Raw genomic sequence first — 16,076 nt, 5'->3', positions numbered from 1 at the left:
TCTTGGCAAGGTCTCCACCCTCTCCTCCGAGGTCCATCACCGTGGATGCGCCGTCCCAGAACGCATCGTATCCACCCAGAGGTGATGCGGACACCGAGAGAGCGCAAAGGGCGGGCTGGGTTCCGGCCAGTACCGGAACCCAGCCCGCCCTTTCACGGAGCCGCGCTGCTCAGCCCTTGTCGTCCTCGTGCGTCTCGGCGAGCCGGCGCTCCAGCACCCGGCCTTCACCCGGAGCGAGGCTTCCGAGAATCCGGTCCAAGTCCTCCATCGAGGCGAACTCGACGACGATCTTGCCCTTCTTCTGGCCCAGGTCGACCTTCACCCGGGTCTCGAAGCGGTCGGACAGCCGGGTCGCCAGGTCGGTCAGAGCCGGGGACACCCGGCCGCCCGCCCGCGGCCCCCTGGCCTTCGGAGAGCTGGACGGATGCGAGCCCAACAGCGCCACGATCTCTTCGACAGCACGCACCGAAAGACCCTCGGCCACGATGCGGTGGGCCAGCCGGTCCTGCTCCTCCGAGTCGTCCACGGACAGCAGGGCGCGGGCGTGTCCGGCGGAAAGAACACCTGCGGCCACCCGGCGCTGCACCGGCGGCGAGAGCCGCAGGAGCCTCAACGTGTTCGACACCTGCGGGCGCGAGCGGCCGATCCGGTCGGCCAGCTCGTCATGCGTGCACTTGAAGTCCTTGAGCAGCTGATCGTATGCCGCAGCCTCCTCCAGCGGGTTCAGCTGAGCCCGGTGGAGGTTCTCCAGCAACGCGTCCAGCAGCAGCTTCTCGTCGTCCGTGGCGCGAACGATGGTGGGGATGCGCTCCAGTCCCGCTTCCCGGCAGGCCCTCCACCGACGCTCACCCATGATCAGCTCGTAGCTGTCCGGGCCCGTCTTCCGGACGACGACCGGCTGGAGCAGACCGACTTCCTTGATGGAGACGACCAACTCGGCCAGTGCGTCCTCATCGAAGACCTCACGGGGCTGGCGCGGGTTCGGGGTGATCGCCCCGACCGGCAGCTCCGCAAAGTACGCGCCGGACGCCCCGGTGCCCTGGTCGGCCCGCTCCTCGGGAGCGGACGCCGGCTCCGGCACCACCGGCGAGGACGGGAGCCCGGCAACCTTGGCCGCCGCCACCCCGCGCTCCGCCGTCAGGACCTGACCGGCACCGGACGAAACGGCGCCACCGGCCGTCGAGATCTGCTTCTCCTGGGGGGCGGCGGGGATCAACGCACCGAGCCCACGTCCCAGTCCTCTACGCCGCTCACTCACTGCATGCCCTCCGAAATGTTCTGCCGATTGTTCTGACTGCTCGTGTGGGCGTGCTGGGCCTCGTAGTGCACCCCGACGCCCCGCAGAGCGATTTCCCGGGCGGCTTCGAGGTAGGAGAGCGAACCGCTGGATCCCGGATCATAGGTCAGGACGGTCTGCCCGTAGCTCGGCGCCTCCGAGATACGTACCGACCGCGGGATACTCGTCCGCAGCACTTCCTTGCCGAAGTGGGTACGGACCTCCTCGGCGACCTGGGAGGCAAGCCTCGTCCGACCGTCGTACATCGTCAGCAGGATCGTCGAGACGTGCAGCTCCGGGTTCAGGTGGCCCCGTACCAGGTCGACGTTGCGCAGCAGCTGCCCCAGCCCTTCCAGCGCGTAGTACTCGCACTGGATGGGAATCAGCACCTCGGCTCCCGCCACCAGGGCGTTCACCGTCAGCAGGCCCAGCGACGGCGGGCAGTCGATGAGGATGTAGTCCAGCGGCTGCTCGTACGCCTGGATGGCCCGCTGAAGCCGGCTCTCCCGTGCCACCAGCGAGACCAGTTCGATCTCCGCCCCGGCGAGGTCGATGGTGGCGGGGGCGCAGAAGAGGCCCTCGACGTCCTGTACGGGCTGAACCACCTCGGAGAGGGGGCGACTGTCCACCAGGACGTCGTAGATGGAGGGGACGTCGGCGTGGTGATCGATCCCCAGTGCCGTGGAGGCGTTGCCCTGCGGGTCGAGGTCGACCACCAGAACGCGCGCGCCGTGCAGCGCCAGAGAAGCGGCGAGGTTGACCGTCGTGGTCGTCTTTCCCACGCCGCCCTTCTGGTTGGCCACCACCATAACGCGGGTGCGGTCAGGGCGGGGCAGCCCTTCGCCGGCGCGGCCGAGGGCCTCGACCGCCAGTTGAGCGGAACGGCCGATGGGGGTGTCGTCCATCGGCGGCGGTGTTTCACGTGAAACACCCTCGCCCAGGGACTCGGTTCGGGGACCGGGGACCGGGTCGGTCATCGGTCCCGCGATGTTGGCGTCGGACCGCAAGGATTCACTCTCCTCGACTTCAGGCTCGCAATGAACAGAGCCTGCCATGCTTTCGGGGTCGTGAACCAGCGAGGCCCGCTGTTCTGTGGATGAATCCGCGCGTGTGGACAACTCGGCCACTCGTCCGGGCTTGCGGTCACGCGGCGTGCCGGCCGCACGACCGCGACCGATGATTCCCTGCAGCAGAGAGCGACGTTTCACGTGAAACACGATGCCCCTGCACGGCAACCGCCGGGCCACGACACTCCGCAGGCGGCAGCTATCGCCGTGTTCCGGTAGAAAAGCTGCAAAACGGATCGAACAGGCATACACCCGCGTGTACCGGCTGCGGGGTGCCGGCCTCCCCGCCGGGCGGGAAGACCGCCCGAAGGCCCTCTCAGCGACGCCTGCGCGTGCGCCCCGTCCGGGCGGCCTTGGCCCTTTTTGCGGCGAACCTCACACCGCCCGGGCTCTCGCCCACCACGACACGGACCACGGTGGACAGCGGCGCGACGACGCCTTCTCCGACCTGGAGCACCTCGGTCTCCACCACGCCGAGCTTGCTGAGCGCCGCCCTGGCACCGTGGAGCTCCTCCTCGGCGGTGTCACCCTTGAGGGCGAGCATCTCGCCGTACGGCTTCAGCAGGGGCACGCCCCAGCCCGCGAGCCGGTCCAGCGGAGCCACCGCCCGCGCGGTCACCACCTGTACCGGCTGCAGCGTTCCCAGGACCTCTTCCGCCCGGCCGCGCACCACCGTCACATGGTCCAGGCCCAGCAGGTCGACGACCTCCTGGAGGAAGTTCGTCCGCCGCAGCAGCGGCTCCAGCAGGGTGATCTTGAGGTCCGGGCGTACCAGCGCGAGCGGGATACCGGGCAGGCCCGCACCCGAGCCCACATCGCAGACGGTGACGCCCTCGGGCACGACCTCGGAGAGCACGGCGCAGTTCAACAGGTGCCGCTCCCACAGCCGGGGGACCTCACGCGGCCCGATCAGGCCGCGCTTGACCCCGGCGTCCGCCAGAAGCTCCGCGTACCGGACAGCCTCCGGGAAGAGCTCTCCGAACACCGCCTGCGCTTCCGCAGGTGCCTGGGGAAGCTCTGCTGCCTCCGTCACGGGGGACCGTCCTTCCGTACCGCCCTAGGGCCTGTCTGGTGGCCGACTATCAAGCTGACACATGCGGCCCCGCCTGCGAACAGACGGGGCCGACAGTACAAGGGTCCGGTCAGGCCGGGAGAACGACGACGAAGCGCTGCGGCTCCTCGCCCTCCGACTCGCTCCGGAGGCCTGCGGCGGCGATCGCGTCGTGCACGACCTTGCGCTCGAACGGCGTCATCGGGTCCAGCTTCACCGGCCGGCCCGAGCTCTTGACCTCGTTCGCCGCCTTGGCACCCAGCTCTGCGAGGACCGCGCGCTTCTGGGCACGGAAGCCGCCGATGTCCAGCATCAGACGGCTGCGGTCGCCGGTCTCCCGGTGAACGGCAAGCCGCGTCAGCTCCTGGAGAGCCTCCAGGACCTCGCCGTCGCGGCCCACGAGCTTCTGGAGGTCGCGTGCCGACTCGCTGATGATCGACACCGCGGCCCGGTCCGCCTCGACGTCCATGTCGATGTCGCCGTCGAGGTCGGCGATGTCGAGCAGGCCCTCAAGGTAGTCGGCCGCGATCTCCCCCTCCTGCTCCAGGCGGGTCAGGGTGTCGCTGCCGGCCTCGGCGGGCGCCGTGGAAGTGGTGCCTTCCGTCACGGGTGGACTCCTTCTTACTTCTTGGACGGGTGCTTGGGCCGCTGCGGGCCCTTGCGCTGTCCGGACTTGGCTTGGCGTGAGGAGCCGGAGGCGGGCTTGTCCGCCGACTTCGGCTTGCTGTCCTGCGGTGCGTCCTGCTTCTCGAGCGAAGTCGTGGAGCCGGCTGCCGTGGACGACGTGTCCTTGGCTCCCGCGGTCGCGTGACCGGTCGTCTGGCGCTTCGCCTTGGTCTGGCGCTTGGGCTGCTGACGCCTGGGCGACTGTCCGTCGGCATCGGCGACCGCGGTCTCGCCCTTCTGGACGGTCCCGTCCTCCTGGGCCACGAGACCCAGCTTGGCGAGGCTGGTGATGAACTTGCGCTCGATGTCGTTGCGGTCGGCCCCCTTGGCGACGATCGCCTTGACCATCTTGCGCCGGGTGCGGCCCCGCACCTCCCCGTGGGAGGTCACGCTCTTGAGCAGTCGCTGGAGGTAGGCGTCCTGCGCCTTGCTGCCCGGCGTCGGGTTCTGGTTGATCACGTACATCTGCTGACCCATGGTCCAGACGTTGGTGGTCAGCCAGTAGACGAGGACACCGACGGGGAAGTTGATGCCCATCACGGCGAAGATGATCGGGAAGATGTACATCAGCATCTTCTGCTGCTGCATGTACGGGGTCTTCACCGTCAGGTCGACGTTCTTCGTCATCAGCTGGCGCTGAGTGAAGAACTGCGAGGCCGACATCAGGATGATCATGATGGCGGTGACGATCCGGACGTCCAGCAGGTCGGCGTTGAGCGAGGCGACCTTGTCGGCGCTGTCCATGAACTTCGCGGCCAGCGGGGCGCCGAAGATGTGGGCCTCACGCGCGCTGTCCAGGAGGTCCTGGTTGATCGCGCCGATCTTCTTGCCCGAGGCGATGGACGACAGCACGTGGTACAGGGCGAAGAAGAACGGGGACTGCGCCAGGATCGGAAGGCACGAGGAGAGCGGGTTGGTGCCCGTCTCCTTGTACAGCTTCATCATCTCTTCGGACTGGCGCTGCTTGTCGTTCTTGTAGCGCTCCTGGATCGCCTTCATCTTCGGCTGGAGCACCTGCATGTTGCGGGTCGACTTGATCTGCTTCACGAAGAGCGGGATCAGGCAGATCCGGATCAGCACCACCAGGGACACGATCGACAGGCCCCAGGCCCACCCGGAGTCGTCGCCGAAGAGCGCTCCGTAGATCTTGTGGAACTGGACGATGACCCATGAGACAGGTGTGGTGATAAAGCTGAACAGACTGGCAATCGTGTCCACTAATCAGGCTCCTTGAGCATTGGGCGAGGTCTCTGCGGCCGGGCTCGGAGGTTCGGAGACCGACCCCCCGGGCGGCACATCAGCGGCGGTCTCCCCGCCCTTTTCACCGCGCAGGGCGTTGCGCAGCAGCTCGTGCCACCGCGGACGCTTACGAGGCGGAACATGATCCACACCACCGGGTGACCACGGGTTGCACCGCAGGATGCGCCAAGCCGTCAGCGCTGTTCCCTTGATGGCACCGTGCCTGTCGATCGACGTATATCCATAGTGGGAACACGACGGGTAATAGCGGCAGACAGGACCGAGGAGTGGACTGATCGTCCACTGGTACAGCTTGATGAGAGCAAGCAGCGGGTACTTCATCGCGCGCCCCCTCCCAGGAGCCGCTGCAGAGCGGCGTCCAGGTCTCGGGCCAGCTGTGCATGGTCGGCGTCGCCCGCACCGGGCAGCGCCCGTACGACAACAAGGCTACCGGGGGGCAGCTGAGCCAGCCGGTCCCGGACCAGGTGGCGAAGCCTCCGCTTCACCGCGGTGCGGACGACGGCGCCCCCCACGGCCTTGCTGACAACGAAACCCGCACGTGTCGGGGGAACAGTCTCCTCCGACACGTGCGGGTCCGTAACACCGCTGCGTAGATGGACGACGAGCAGTGGCCGTCCGGCTCGACGGCCTCGTCGTACCGCGGTCGCGAAGTCCTCGCGCCGCCTCAGCCGATTCTCGGTAGGCAGCACGTCATGGACCTGTAAGCGATCAGGCGGACAGGCTGCTGCGGCCCTTGCCGCGGCGGTTCGCGAGGATGGCGCGGCCGGCACGGGTACGCATGCGCAGACGGAAGCCGTGGGTCTTGGCGCGACGGCGGTTGTTCGGCTGGAAGGTGCGCTTGCTCACTCGGGGGCTCCAGAAATGATTCGTGTCTTGGCGGGACATCGCCTGGCTGTCACCGTGCGCCCACGAGGAACTCGCGTAAACGCCTTAGTGCACCGCTTCACAATCACAGATCGTGATCTTTGCCCATCGGAGGCAGGCGGCAGCAGCCATCGACAACTCGACCTGGTCACGGTACGCGCGGCTACGCCATCCGGTCAAACCGGCTCCGTACGACCCCCCATTGTGCACAGCCTGTGGACAACAACTTGAACCGTGCGGGTCGGCCTGACTACCTTGGCTGAACTCCGGTTCTTTTCCTTCCCGACTGCCGGACCTCACCCCACCCGACCCATCCCGTCCCGAGAACCACACATTCGTGGGACATGCGAGAGAGCGTGCCTTGTGGCTGACGTACCTGCCGATCTTGCCGCAGTGTGGCCGCGAGTGCTGGAACAACTCCTCGGGGAGGGCCAGCAGGGCATCGAGCCGAAGGACAAGCAGTGGATCGAGCGCTGCCAGCCTCTGGCACTCGTCGCCGACACCGCGCTGCTGGCCGTCCCCAACGAATGGGGCAAACACGTCCTGGAGGGGCGGCTCGCGCCGCTCATCAGCGAGACGCTGACCCGCGAGTGCGGCCGCCCGATCCGGATCGCCATCACCGTCGACGACTCCGCCGGCGAGCCGCCCGCCCCGCCGCCCCCGTCGCACCAGAGCCAGCACGGCCACCGCTATCCGGCGCAGCCGCGCGAGGACGCCCCCCGGGACGACGCGTACGACGGGTACGGCCACCGCCCCTCCGACGACGGCATGCCGACGGCCCGGCCCGCCTACCCCGACTACCAGCAGCGCCCGGCCCCCGGCGCCTGGCCGCGCACCCAGGACGATCTCTCCTGGCAGCAGCCCCGGCACAGCGGCTACCAGGACCGTGAGCAGCCCCCCGGCGAGCCGTACCGCGAGAGCGACGCGTACCGCGGGAGCGAGTCGTACCGGGAGAAGGAGCAGTACCGCGACGGCGAGCAGTACCGGGAGCAGCCCTCCGAGCAGTGGCGCGAGCCGTACGGCGCCGGTCGGCCCCAGCACGACTACCGGTCGCAGCCGGCCGAGCACCAGGGGTACGAACAGCAGCGGTCCGACCGCCAGGACCAGCAGCCGCAGCACCGCCAGGGCGCCCCGGGCCACGGCCCCGGGCGGGCCGGCGGCTCGGCCCCCGGCCCGATGGGCGCCCAGCCGGCCCCCGCGCCGGGCCCCGGCGAACCGCACGCCCGGCTCAACCCGAAGTACCTCTTCGACACCTTCGTCATCGGGGCCTCCAACCGTTTCGCGCACGCCGCGGCCGTCGCCGTGGCCGAGGCGCCCGCCAAGGCGTACAACCCCCTGTTCATCTACGGCGAGTCGGGACTCGGCAAGACCCACCTGCTGCACGCCATCGGGCACTACGCGCGGAGCCTCTACCCGGGGACCCGGGTGCGGTACGTGAGCTCGGAGGAGTTCACCAACGAGTTCATCAACTCGATCCGCGACGGCAAGGGCGACACCTTCCGCAAGCGCTACCGCGACGTGGACATCCTGCTCGTCGACGACATCCAGTTCCTCGCGAGCAAGGAGTCGACGCAGGAGGAGTTCTTCCACACCTTCAACACGCTGCACAACGCGAACAAGCAGATCGTGCTCTCCTCGGACCGGCCGCCCAAGCAGCTGGTGACGCTGGAGGACCGGTTGCGCAACCGCTTCGAGTGGGGGCTGACCACCGACGTCCAGCCGCCCGAGCTGGAGACCCGGATCGCGATCCTCCGCAAGAAGGCGGTGCAGGAGCAGCTCAACGCCCCGCCGGAGGTGCTGGAGTTCATCGCCTCGCGGATCTCGCGCAACATCCGCGAGCTGGAGGGCGCCCTGATCCGGGTGACCGCCTTCGCCTCGCTCAACCGGCAGCCGGTGGACCTGGGGCTGACCGAGATCGTGCTCAAGGACCTGATCCCGGGCGGCGAGGAGGCGGCCCCGGAGATCACCGCGCCGGCCATCATGGCGGCGACCGCGGACTACTTCGGCCTCACCGTCGACGACCTCTGCGGATCGTCGCGCAGCCGGGTGCTGGTGACGGCGCGCCAGATCGCGATGTACCTGTGCCGCGAGCTGACCGATCTCTCGCTGCCGAAGATCGGTGCGCAGTTCGGCGGCCGCGACCATACGACGGTGATGCACGCGGACCGGAAGATCCGGGCGCTGATGGCGGAGCGCCGCTCCATCTACAACCAGGTCACCGAGCTGACCAACCGCATCAAGAACGGCTGACCCCGGCCCCTCGGGACGACCGTGCACCGGCTTCCGGACCTCAGGAGCCCCGGGGCTTCCGGTGCCCCCGGACTCAAGAACCCCGGGGCTTCCGGTGTCCCCGGGTCTCCCGAGCCTCTGGTCTCCCGGCCTCCCGGGGCTGCCGGGCTTCTCGGAGGGCGTTTCTCCGGGCGTCTGCCGCGGACCTCCACGGTCCGCGGCAGGCGCCTTTTCGCGTTTTCGGGACCGGCGGGGAGGCGTCCGGGGCCGCCGCCGGTCCTCCCTGGGCGCCGTCGAGGCACCGCCGGGGACGGTGCCGAGGGCCCCCTCGCACCCTCACTGTTCGAATACGGACTGCTCAGAGGCCCTTCTCCACAGATGTGCGAAGTATTTTCCGTCCACAGCCTGGGGACTGGGAAGTTGTCCATATTGCGTCCACAGGGGTCGCTGCCGATACTCCATCAGGCCAGGTCAGACGGTTGGGGATTTGTGGTCAACAACAATCCACAGCCTGTGGACAAGTTTCTCTTCCACAGAGGGTCCTCGGGGTTGTCCACCGGTGACCCACAGGCCGGTCCGAGTTGTCCCCAGCTTCTCCACATGCCTGTCCACTGTTCGGCAACCCAACACACGCTTTCACCGCCCGGAGTGAAAGGCGTCACACCAAGAGGCGGGGTTGGGTTGTGGGGAACGGGGGTAAAACTGGGGACGGCGCTGGGGAGAAGTAGCCCCCTCCTGTGCATCGGGTGTGCAGAACTTTCGGCTGTCCACAGATGGGCCGGGTTGTCCACGGGTGCCGCCCACAGGACCGGTGGACAAAAAACCGATGCTGACCTGTGCAAACGACGTTATCCACGGTTTCCACAGGGCCTACTACTACTACCACCCAGAGTTAGCCAGGAATCCGCTTCGAAGTGGGGCCTGTGTACAACTCGACCGGCGACCGCCGCGAGCCTCTCGGCCCGACTTGACCCCGAGCAGCAACGGCTGTCGGTGCCGTACGTCAGACTGGACCCCGGAGCCGCCGCCGACTCGGCAGCCGGCTCCGGTCCAGACGACGAAGGCCAGCAGGGCGAGCGAGCAACAGCAGGAGGCGGTTCCGGTGAAGATCCGGGTGGAGCGCGATGTACTCGCGGAGGCGGTGGCCTGGGTGGCCCGCAGCCTTCCGGCCCGTCCGCCGGCGCCCGTTCTCGCGGGCCTTCTGCTGAAGGCCGAGGACGGGGCGCTCAGCTTCTCCAGCTTCGACTACGAGGTCTCCGCCAGGGTCTCCGTCGACGCGGAGGTCGACGAGGACGGCACGGTGCTCGTCTCCGGCCGGCTGCTCGCCGACATCTGCCGCGCCCTGCCCAACCGCCCGGTGGAGATCTCCACAGACGGTGTGCGCGCCACGGTCGTCTGCGGCTCCTCGCGCTTCACCCTCCACACACTGCCTGTGGAGGAGTACCCCGCCCTGCCGCAGATGCCGACCGCCACCGGCACCGTCCCCGGCGAGGTCTTCGCCTCGGCCGCCGCCCAGGTGGCCATCGCCGCCGGCCGCGACGACACGCTGCCCGTGCTCACCGGTGTGCGGATCGAGATCGAGGGCGACACCGTCACCCTCGCCTCCACCGACCGCTACCGCTTCGCGGTCCGCGAGTTCCTGTGGAAGCCGGAGAACGCGGACGCCTCGGCGGTCGCCCTGGTGCCCGCCAAGACGCTCCTGGACACCGCGAAGGCGCTCACCAGCGGCGACACCGTCACCCTGGCGCTCTCCGGCTCCGGTGCGGGCGAGGGGCTGATCGGTTTCGAGGGCGCCGGCCGGCGGACCACCACGCGGCTGCTCGAGGGCGACCTGCCGAAGTACCGCACGCTGTTCCCGACCGAGTTCAACTCCGTCGCGGTGATCGAGACGGCCCCCTTCGTCGAGGCCGTCAAGCGCGTGGCCCTGGTCGCCGAGCGCAACACACCCGTACGGCTCAGCTTCGAACAGGGCGTCCTCATCCTGGAGGCCGGCTCCAGCGACGATGCACAGGCTGTGGAGAGGGTCGACGCGGTGCTGGAGGGCGACGACATCTCGATCGCCTTCAACCCGACGTTCCTGCTGGACGGCCTGAGCGCGATCGACTCCCCCGTCGCCCAGCTCTCGTTCACCACGTCCACCAAGCCCGCCCTGCTCAGCGGCCGCCCGGCCGTCGACGCCGAGGCGGACGACGCGTACAAGTACCTGATCATGCCGGTGCGCCTCTCCGGCTGATCCCGGCGCCCCCGCCGTCCGGGGGACCTTTCCGCGGCAGTTTCCGGCGGGCCCGCTCGGCGCGGAGCGGGCCCGCCGCGCTGTCCCCGGCCGGGCGTAGGCTCGGAGACGGGTGCACACGCACCCCGACGCTTATCGCCACGACGCTTAAGGAATCTCTGATGGAGCTCGGTCTCGTCGGCCTCGGCAAGATGGGCGGCAACATGCGTGAGCGCATCCGCCGCGCAGGCCACACCGTCATCGGTTACGACCGCAACCCGGATGTCGCCGATGTCCACAGTCTCGAAGAGCTTGTGGGCAAGCTGAAGGGCCCGCGGGTCGTGTGGGTCATGGTTCCGGCCGGCGCCGCGACCCAGTCCACGATCGACGAGCTGGCGGAGCTGCTCTCCCCCGGCGACGTGGTCGTCGACGGGGGGAACTCGCGCTGGACCGACGACGAGAAGCACGCCGTCGAGCTGGGCGTGAAGGACATCGGCTTCGTCGACTGCGGCGTCTCCGGCGGTGTCTGGGGCCTGAAGAACGGCTACGCCCTGATGTACGGCGGCACCGACGAGAACGTGGCGAAGGTCCAGCCGATCTTCGACGCGCTGAAGCCCGAGGGCGACTTCGGCTCCGTCCACGCGGGCAAGGTCGGCGCCGGCCACTTCGCGAAGATGGTCCACAACGGCATCGAGTACGCCATGATGCAGGCGTACGCCGAGGGCTGGGAGCTGCTGGAGAAGGTCGACTCCGTCACCGACGTGCGCGAGGTCTTCCGCTCCTGGCAGGAGGGCACGGTCATCCGTTCCTGGCTGCTCGACCTCGCGGTCAAGGCCCTCGACGACGACGAGCACCTGGACCAGCTCCGGGGGTACGCAGCCGACTCGGGCGAGGGCCGCTGGACGGTGGAGGCCGCGATCGACAACGCGGTGCCGCTGCCCGCGATCACGGCGTCGCTGTTCGCGCGGTTCGCCTCGCGCCAGGACGACTCGCCGCAGATGAAGATGATCGCCGCCCTGCGCAACCAGTTCGGCGGCCACGCCGTCGAGTCCAAGTCCGAGAACTGACCGGGCCGCCGGCGCCCACGCGCCGGCGTCTCGAGAAGGCGCGTACGGGACGCGCCGCGCAGCGCCGCACACCGTGACGGCCTGCGAAGCGGAAGCACCAACGGGAGAGGCCGGCCACCATGCACGTCACCCACCTCTCGCTGGCCGACTTCCGCTCGTACGCCCGGGTCGAGGTCCCTCTCGACCCGGGCGTCACCGCGTTCGTGGGCGCCAACGGGCAGGGCAAGACCAACCTGGTCGAGGCCGTCGGCTACCTCGCCACGCTCGGCAGCCACCGGGTCTCCTCGGACGCCCCGCTGGTGCGGATGGGTGCGGAGCGGGCCGTGATCCGCGCGGCCGTGACCCAGGGCGAGCGTTCGCAGCTGGTCGAGCTGGAGCTGAACCCGGGCCGTGCGAACCGGGCCCGTATCAACAGGTCCTCGCAGGTCAGACCGCGTGACGTGCTCGGGATCGTCCGGACGGTGCTGTTCGCGCCGGAGGACCTGGCGCTGGTCAAGGGCGACCCCGGCGAGCGGCGGCGGTTCCTGGACGAGCTGATCACCGCGCGCTCGCCCCGGATGGCCGGGGTCCGCTCCGACTACGAGCGGGTGCTCAAACAGCGCAACACCCTGCTGAAGTCCGCGGCGATGGCCCGGCGGCACGGCGGCCGCTCGATGGACCTGTCCACCCTGGACGTCTGGGACCAGCACCTGGGCCGGGTGGGCGCCGAGCTGCTGGCGCAGCGGATCGATCTGATCGCCGCGCTCCAGCCGCTGGCCGACAAGGCGTACGGGGACGTCGCGCCGGGCGGCGGTCCGGTGGCGCTGGAGTACCGCAGCTCGGTCGGCGAGGACGTGGGGCCCGAGCGGACCCGCGACGAGCTGTACGAGCGGCTGCTCGCCGCGCTCGTGGGGGTCCGGAAGCAGGAGATCGAGCGGGGCGTGACGCTGGTCGGCCCGCACCGCGACGACCTGTTGCTGGGGCTGCGCGGCATGCCGGCCAAGGGGTACGCGAGTCACGGCGAGTCCTGGAGCTACGCCTTGGCGCTGCGGCTGGCCTCGTACGAGCTGCTGCGGTCCGAGGGCAACGAGCCGGTGCTGGTGCTGGACGACGTCTTCGCCGAGCTGGACGCCAGCCGCCGGGAGCGGCTGGCGGAGCTGGTGGCCCCGGGCGAACAGGTGCTGGTGACGGCCGCGGTGGCGGAGGACGTGCCGGCCGTGCTGGCGGGGACGCGGTACGCGGTGGCCGCGGGCGAGGTGGAGCGGGTATGACCGGCGGGGACGGGCGGGCGGGCGAGGCGGGGGCCGTCGGCGGCGCGCCGGAGCCCGGGGGCCCGAAGCCGCCCGAGGTGTCCGGGGTCGATCTGGCCCGGGTCGCGCTGCGGGCCGCGAAGGAGCAGGCGCGGGCGCGGGGCGCGGCGGCCCAGCAGAAGAAGCAGGCCCGGCGGGGCGGCGGGCTGCGCTCGGGGGCCCGGTCGGACGGCCGGGACCCGCAGGCGCTGGGGTCCGCGATCAACCGGCTGATCACCGAGCGGGGCTGGGAGACGCCCGCGGCGGTCGGCGGGGTGGTGGGGCGGTGGCCGCAGATCGTCGGCGAGGACCTGGCCAACCACTGCGTACCGCTGCGGTACGACGAGGCTCCGGACGCCCGGGTGCTGACCGTGAGCTGCGACTCGACGGCGTGGGCGACGCAGCTGCGGTTGCTGGCCCCGCAGCTGGTGGCCCGGCTGAACGCGGATCTGGGGCAGGGCACGGTACGGATGATCAAGGTGGTCGGGCCGGGGGGACCGGAGCGCCGCTACGGTCCGCTGCGGGCGCCGGGCAGCAAGGGGCCGGGGGACACCTACGGGTGAGCGGCAGGGGCGCGCCGCCCGGCCGGGGCGTCCACGGTCGGCTTCCACGCCTCCTCGCCGCACTCGTGTCTCTCTTCGCTCGCCTGCCCTGAGCTGCGCTTTTGGCGCAAAATTGTCGTGCACGGGACGAGTTTCCGGGGATCTCCCCCCGGCGGGCGCGGGAGGAAACCGGACGGTACGGCTGAAGCGTCCCTCACCGTAGCGGGAGGTTGACAGGCCGAAGCGCTCAAAGCCCGTCAGGGCCTCTTGGAGCCCCTTCCCGAATATGGGGAGTCGTCAGCCGCTCATTCAGGGCGGCACATGCGTACTCAGGTACCGGCAAACCCCCACTCATGTCAGCGCTACCGGTAGACTGGTGAGTAATCCCGCCGCTGAGGCGGGAGTCGTCGATACAAGCCGAACGACGCAGCCGCTCCCGGTTGTCCGGAGGACGGCCTGTGCTGTGCCAGAAAGGGCGCTTCGTGGCCGATTCCGGCAACCCCAACGAGAACATTCCGTCCACAGCCGGTGAGCCGGGCGAGGCCACCACCTCGTACGACGCCAGCGCGATCACCGTGCTGGAAGGGCTGGACGCGGTCCGCAAGCGGCCTGGCATGTACATCGGCTCGACCGGTGAGCGCGGCCTGCACCACCTGGTGCAGGAGGTCGTCGACAACTCGGTCGACGAGGCGATGGCGGGCCACGCGGACACCATCGACGTCACGATCCTCCCCGACGGCGGGGTGCGCGTGATCGACAACGGCCGAGGCATCCCGGTCGGCATCGTGCCGTCCGAAGGGAAGCCGGCCGTCGAGGTCGTGCTGACCGTCCTGCACGCGGGCGGCAAGTTCGGGGGCGGCGGCTACGCCGTCTCCGGCGGTCTGCACGGTGTCGGCGTCTCCGTCGTCAACGCCCTGTCCACCCGGGTCGCCGTCGAGGTCAAGACCGACGGCTACCGCTGGACCCAGGACTACAAGCTCGGTGTCCCGACCGCCCCGCTGGCCCGGCACGAGGCCACCGACGAGACCGGCACCACGGTCACCTTCTGGGCCGACGGGGACATCTTCGAGACCACCGACTACAGCTTCGAGACCCTCTCGCGCCGCTTCCAGGAGATGGCGTTCCTCAACAAGGGCCTCACCCTCAAGCTCACCGACGAGCGCGAGTCGGCCAGGGCGACGGTGGGCGCGGACAGCGTGGACGCGGCCGAGCCCGCCGAGGAGGAGGCCGCCCGCTCGGTCACGTACCACTACGAAAACGGCATCGTCGATTTCGTGAAGTACCTCAACTCCCGCAAGGGCGACGTCATCCACCAGTCGGTGATCGACATCGAGGCCGAGGACAAGGACCGTCTCCTCTCGGCCGAGATCGCCATGCAGTGGAACACGCAGTACACCGAGGGCGTCTACTCCTTCGCCAACGCGATCCACACGCATGAGGGCGGTACGCACGAGGAGGGCTTCCGCGCGGCGCTGACCTCGCTGGTCAACCGGTACGCGCGGGACAAGAAGCTGCTGCGCGACAAGGACGACAACCTCACCGGCGAGGACGTCCGCGAGGGCCTCACCGCGATCATCTCGGTGAAGCTGGGCGAGCCGCAGTTCGAGGGCCAGACGAAGACCAAGCTGGGCAACACGGAGGCCAAGACCTTCGTGCAGAAGGTCGTCCACGAGCAGCTGACGGACTGGTTCGACCGGAACCCCAACGAGGCCGCCGACATCATCCGCAAGGGCATCGCCGCCTCGACCGCCCGCGTGGCGGCCCGCAAGGCGCGCGACCTGACGCGGCGCAAGGGGCTCCTGGAGAGCGCCTCGCTGCCGGGCAAGCTCAGCGACTGCCAGTCGAACGACCCCACCCAGTGCGAGATCTTCATCGTCGAGGGTGACTCCGCCGGCGGTTCGGCGAAGTCCGGCCGCAACCCGATGTACCAGGCGATCCTGCCGATCCGCGGCAAGATCCTGAACGTCGAGAAGGCCCGGATCGACAAGATCCTCCAGAACACCGAGGTGCAGGCGCTGATCTCGGCTTTCGGCACCGGGGTCCACGAGGACTTCGACATCGAGAAGCTCCGCTATCACAAGATCATCCTGATGGCGGACGCCGACGTCGACGGCCAGCACATCAACACCCTGCTGCTGACCTTCCTCTTCCGCTTCATGAAGCCGCTGGTCGAGGCCGGGCACGTCTACCTCTCCCGTCCGCCGCTCTACAAGATCAAGTGGGGCCGGGACGACTTCGAGTACGCGTACTCGGACCGCGAGCGCGATGCCCTGGTGGCGCTCGGCAAGCAGAACGGCAAGCGGATCAGGGAGGACTCGATCCAGCGCTTCAAGGGCCTCGGCGAGATGAACGCCGAGGAGCTGCGCGTCACGACCATGGACATCGACCACCGGGTGCTCGGCCAGGTCACGCTGGACGACGCGGCGCAGGCCGACGACCTGTTCTCGGTGCTCATGGGCGAGGACGTCGAGGCGCGGCGCTCGTTCATCCAGCGCAACGCCAAGGACGTCCGCTTCCTCGACATCTGAGTCGGCCGTACCAGCCACGCCGCAGCTCGAAAGGACTTTGACCAGC

The 16,076-nt window shown here is 69.3% G+C and carries 14 protein-coding genes; 6 read left to right on the top strand and 8 right to left on the bottom strand.

The window, feature by feature from the left end; translation table 11 throughout:
• Positions 1 to 169 precede the first annotated feature (169 nt).
• The 8 genes from ACH4K1_RS13410 to rpmH all read right to left on the bottom strand — a co-directional run bounded on the left by ACH4K1_RS13410 (position 170) and on the right by rpmH (position 6,166).
• A complete protein-coding gene (locus tag ACH4K1_RS13410; RefSeq protein WP_398089149.1) occupies positions 170 to 1,258 on the bottom strand; it encodes a ParB/RepB/Spo0J family partition protein in 1,089 nt (362 codons plus the stop codon).
• Positions 1,255 to 2,331 (bottom strand): ParA family protein, encoded by a 1,077-nt coding sequence (locus tag ACH4K1_RS13405; protein WP_398089148.1) that lies wholly within the window; start codon positions 2,329 to 2,331, stop codon positions 1,255 to 1,257. The genes ACH4K1_RS13410 and ACH4K1_RS13405 overlap by 4 nt, the downstream gene beginning before the upstream one ends.
• 328 nt (positions 2,332 to 2,659) lie before the next feature.
• The gene (gene rsmG / locus ACH4K1_RS13400; protein WP_398089146.1) at positions 2,660 to 3,376 is read right to left on the bottom strand and encodes a 16S rRNA (guanine(527)-N(7))-methyltransferase RsmG; all 717 of its coding nucleotides are present in this window, start codon (positions 3,374 to 3,376) and stop codon (positions 2,660 to 2,662) included.
• Positions 3,377 to 3,485: 109 nt separating this feature from the next.
• Positions 3,486 to 4,001, bottom strand: a complete 516-nt coding sequence (locus tag ACH4K1_RS13395) for a protein jag (protein ID WP_398089144.1) — start codon at positions 3,999 to 4,001, stop codon at positions 3,486 to 3,488.
• A 14-nt stretch (positions 4,002 to 4,015) separates the two neighbouring features.
• Positions 4,016 to 5,278, bottom strand: coding sequence for a membrane protein insertase YidC (gene yidC / locus ACH4K1_RS13390; protein ID WP_398089143.1), 1,263 nt, complete (start codon positions 5,276 to 5,278; stop codon positions 4,016 to 4,018).
• A gap of 3 nt (positions 5,279 to 5,281) precedes the next feature.
• Positions 5,282 to 5,641, bottom strand: coding sequence for a membrane protein insertion efficiency factor YidD (gene yidD, locus ACH4K1_RS13385; protein ID WP_073768205.1), 360 nt, complete (start codon positions 5,639 to 5,641; stop codon positions 5,282 to 5,284).
• The gene (rnpA, locus tag ACH4K1_RS13380; RefSeq protein WP_228993660.1) at positions 5,638 to 6,009 is read right to left on the bottom strand and encodes a ribonuclease P protein component; all 372 of its coding nucleotides are present in this window, start codon (positions 6,007 to 6,009) and stop codon (positions 5,638 to 5,640) included. Before rnpA ends, yidD begins: the two co-directional genes overlap by 4 nt.
• Before the next feature lie 19 nt (positions 6,010 to 6,028).
• Entirely contained in the window at positions 6,029 to 6,166 is a 138-nt protein-coding gene (gene rpmH, locus ACH4K1_RS13375; protein ID WP_003967884.1) for a 50S ribosomal protein L34, read from the bottom strand.
• Between the two features lie 381 nt (positions 6,167 to 6,547).
• On the opposite strand from rpmH, the gene dnaA reads away from it, so the two are divergent.
• The 6 genes from dnaA to gyrB all read left to right on the top strand — a co-directional run bounded on the left by dnaA (position 6,548) and on the right by gyrB (position 16,030).
• The gene (gene dnaA / locus ACH4K1_RS13370) at positions 6,548 to 8,434 is read left to right on the top strand and encodes a chromosomal replication initiator protein DnaA (protein ID WP_398089141.1); all 1,887 of its coding nucleotides are present in this window, start codon (positions 6,548 to 6,550) and stop codon (positions 8,432 to 8,434) included.
• 1,081 nt (positions 8,435 to 9,515) lie between these two features.
• Complete coding sequence (dnaN, locus tag ACH4K1_RS13365; RefSeq protein WP_030115122.1) at positions 9,516 to 10,646, top strand: DNA polymerase III subunit beta; 1,131 nt, start codon at positions 9,516 to 9,518, stop codon at positions 10,644 to 10,646.
• Between the two features lie 161 nt (positions 10,647 to 10,807).
• Positions 10,808 to 11,692 (top strand): phosphogluconate dehydrogenase (NAD(+)-dependent, decarboxylating), encoded by an 885-nt coding sequence (gene gnd / locus ACH4K1_RS13360; protein ID WP_398089139.1) that lies wholly within the window; start codon positions 10,808 to 10,810, stop codon positions 11,690 to 11,692.
• A gap of 119 nt (positions 11,693 to 11,811) precedes the next feature.
• Complete coding sequence (gene recF / locus ACH4K1_RS13355) at positions 11,812 to 12,942, top strand: DNA replication/repair protein RecF (protein ID WP_398089138.1); 1,131 nt, start codon at positions 11,812 to 11,814, stop codon at positions 12,940 to 12,942.
• A 77-nt stretch (positions 12,943 to 13,019) separates the two neighbouring features.
• Entirely contained in the window at positions 13,020 to 13,523 is a 504-nt protein-coding gene (locus tag ACH4K1_RS13350; RefSeq protein ID WP_398089286.1) for a DUF721 domain-containing protein, read from the top strand.
• A 437-nt stretch (positions 13,524 to 13,960) separates the two neighbouring features.
• The gene (gene gyrB, locus ACH4K1_RS13345; protein ID WP_398089136.1) at positions 13,961 to 16,030 is read left to right on the top strand and encodes a DNA topoisomerase (ATP-hydrolyzing) subunit B; all 2,070 of its coding nucleotides are present in this window, start codon (positions 13,961 to 13,963) and stop codon (positions 16,028 to 16,030) included.
• Positions 16,031 to 16,076 lie beyond the last annotated feature (46 nt).

Source organism: Streptomyces sp. NPDC017448 (genome assembly GCF_044330565.1).
GTDB lineage: Bacteria > Actinomycetota > Actinomycetes > Streptomycetales > Streptomycetaceae > Streptomyces.
Note: the sequence above shows the minus strand (reverse complement) of the source record. Positions and strands in the feature narration are given on the sequence as shown.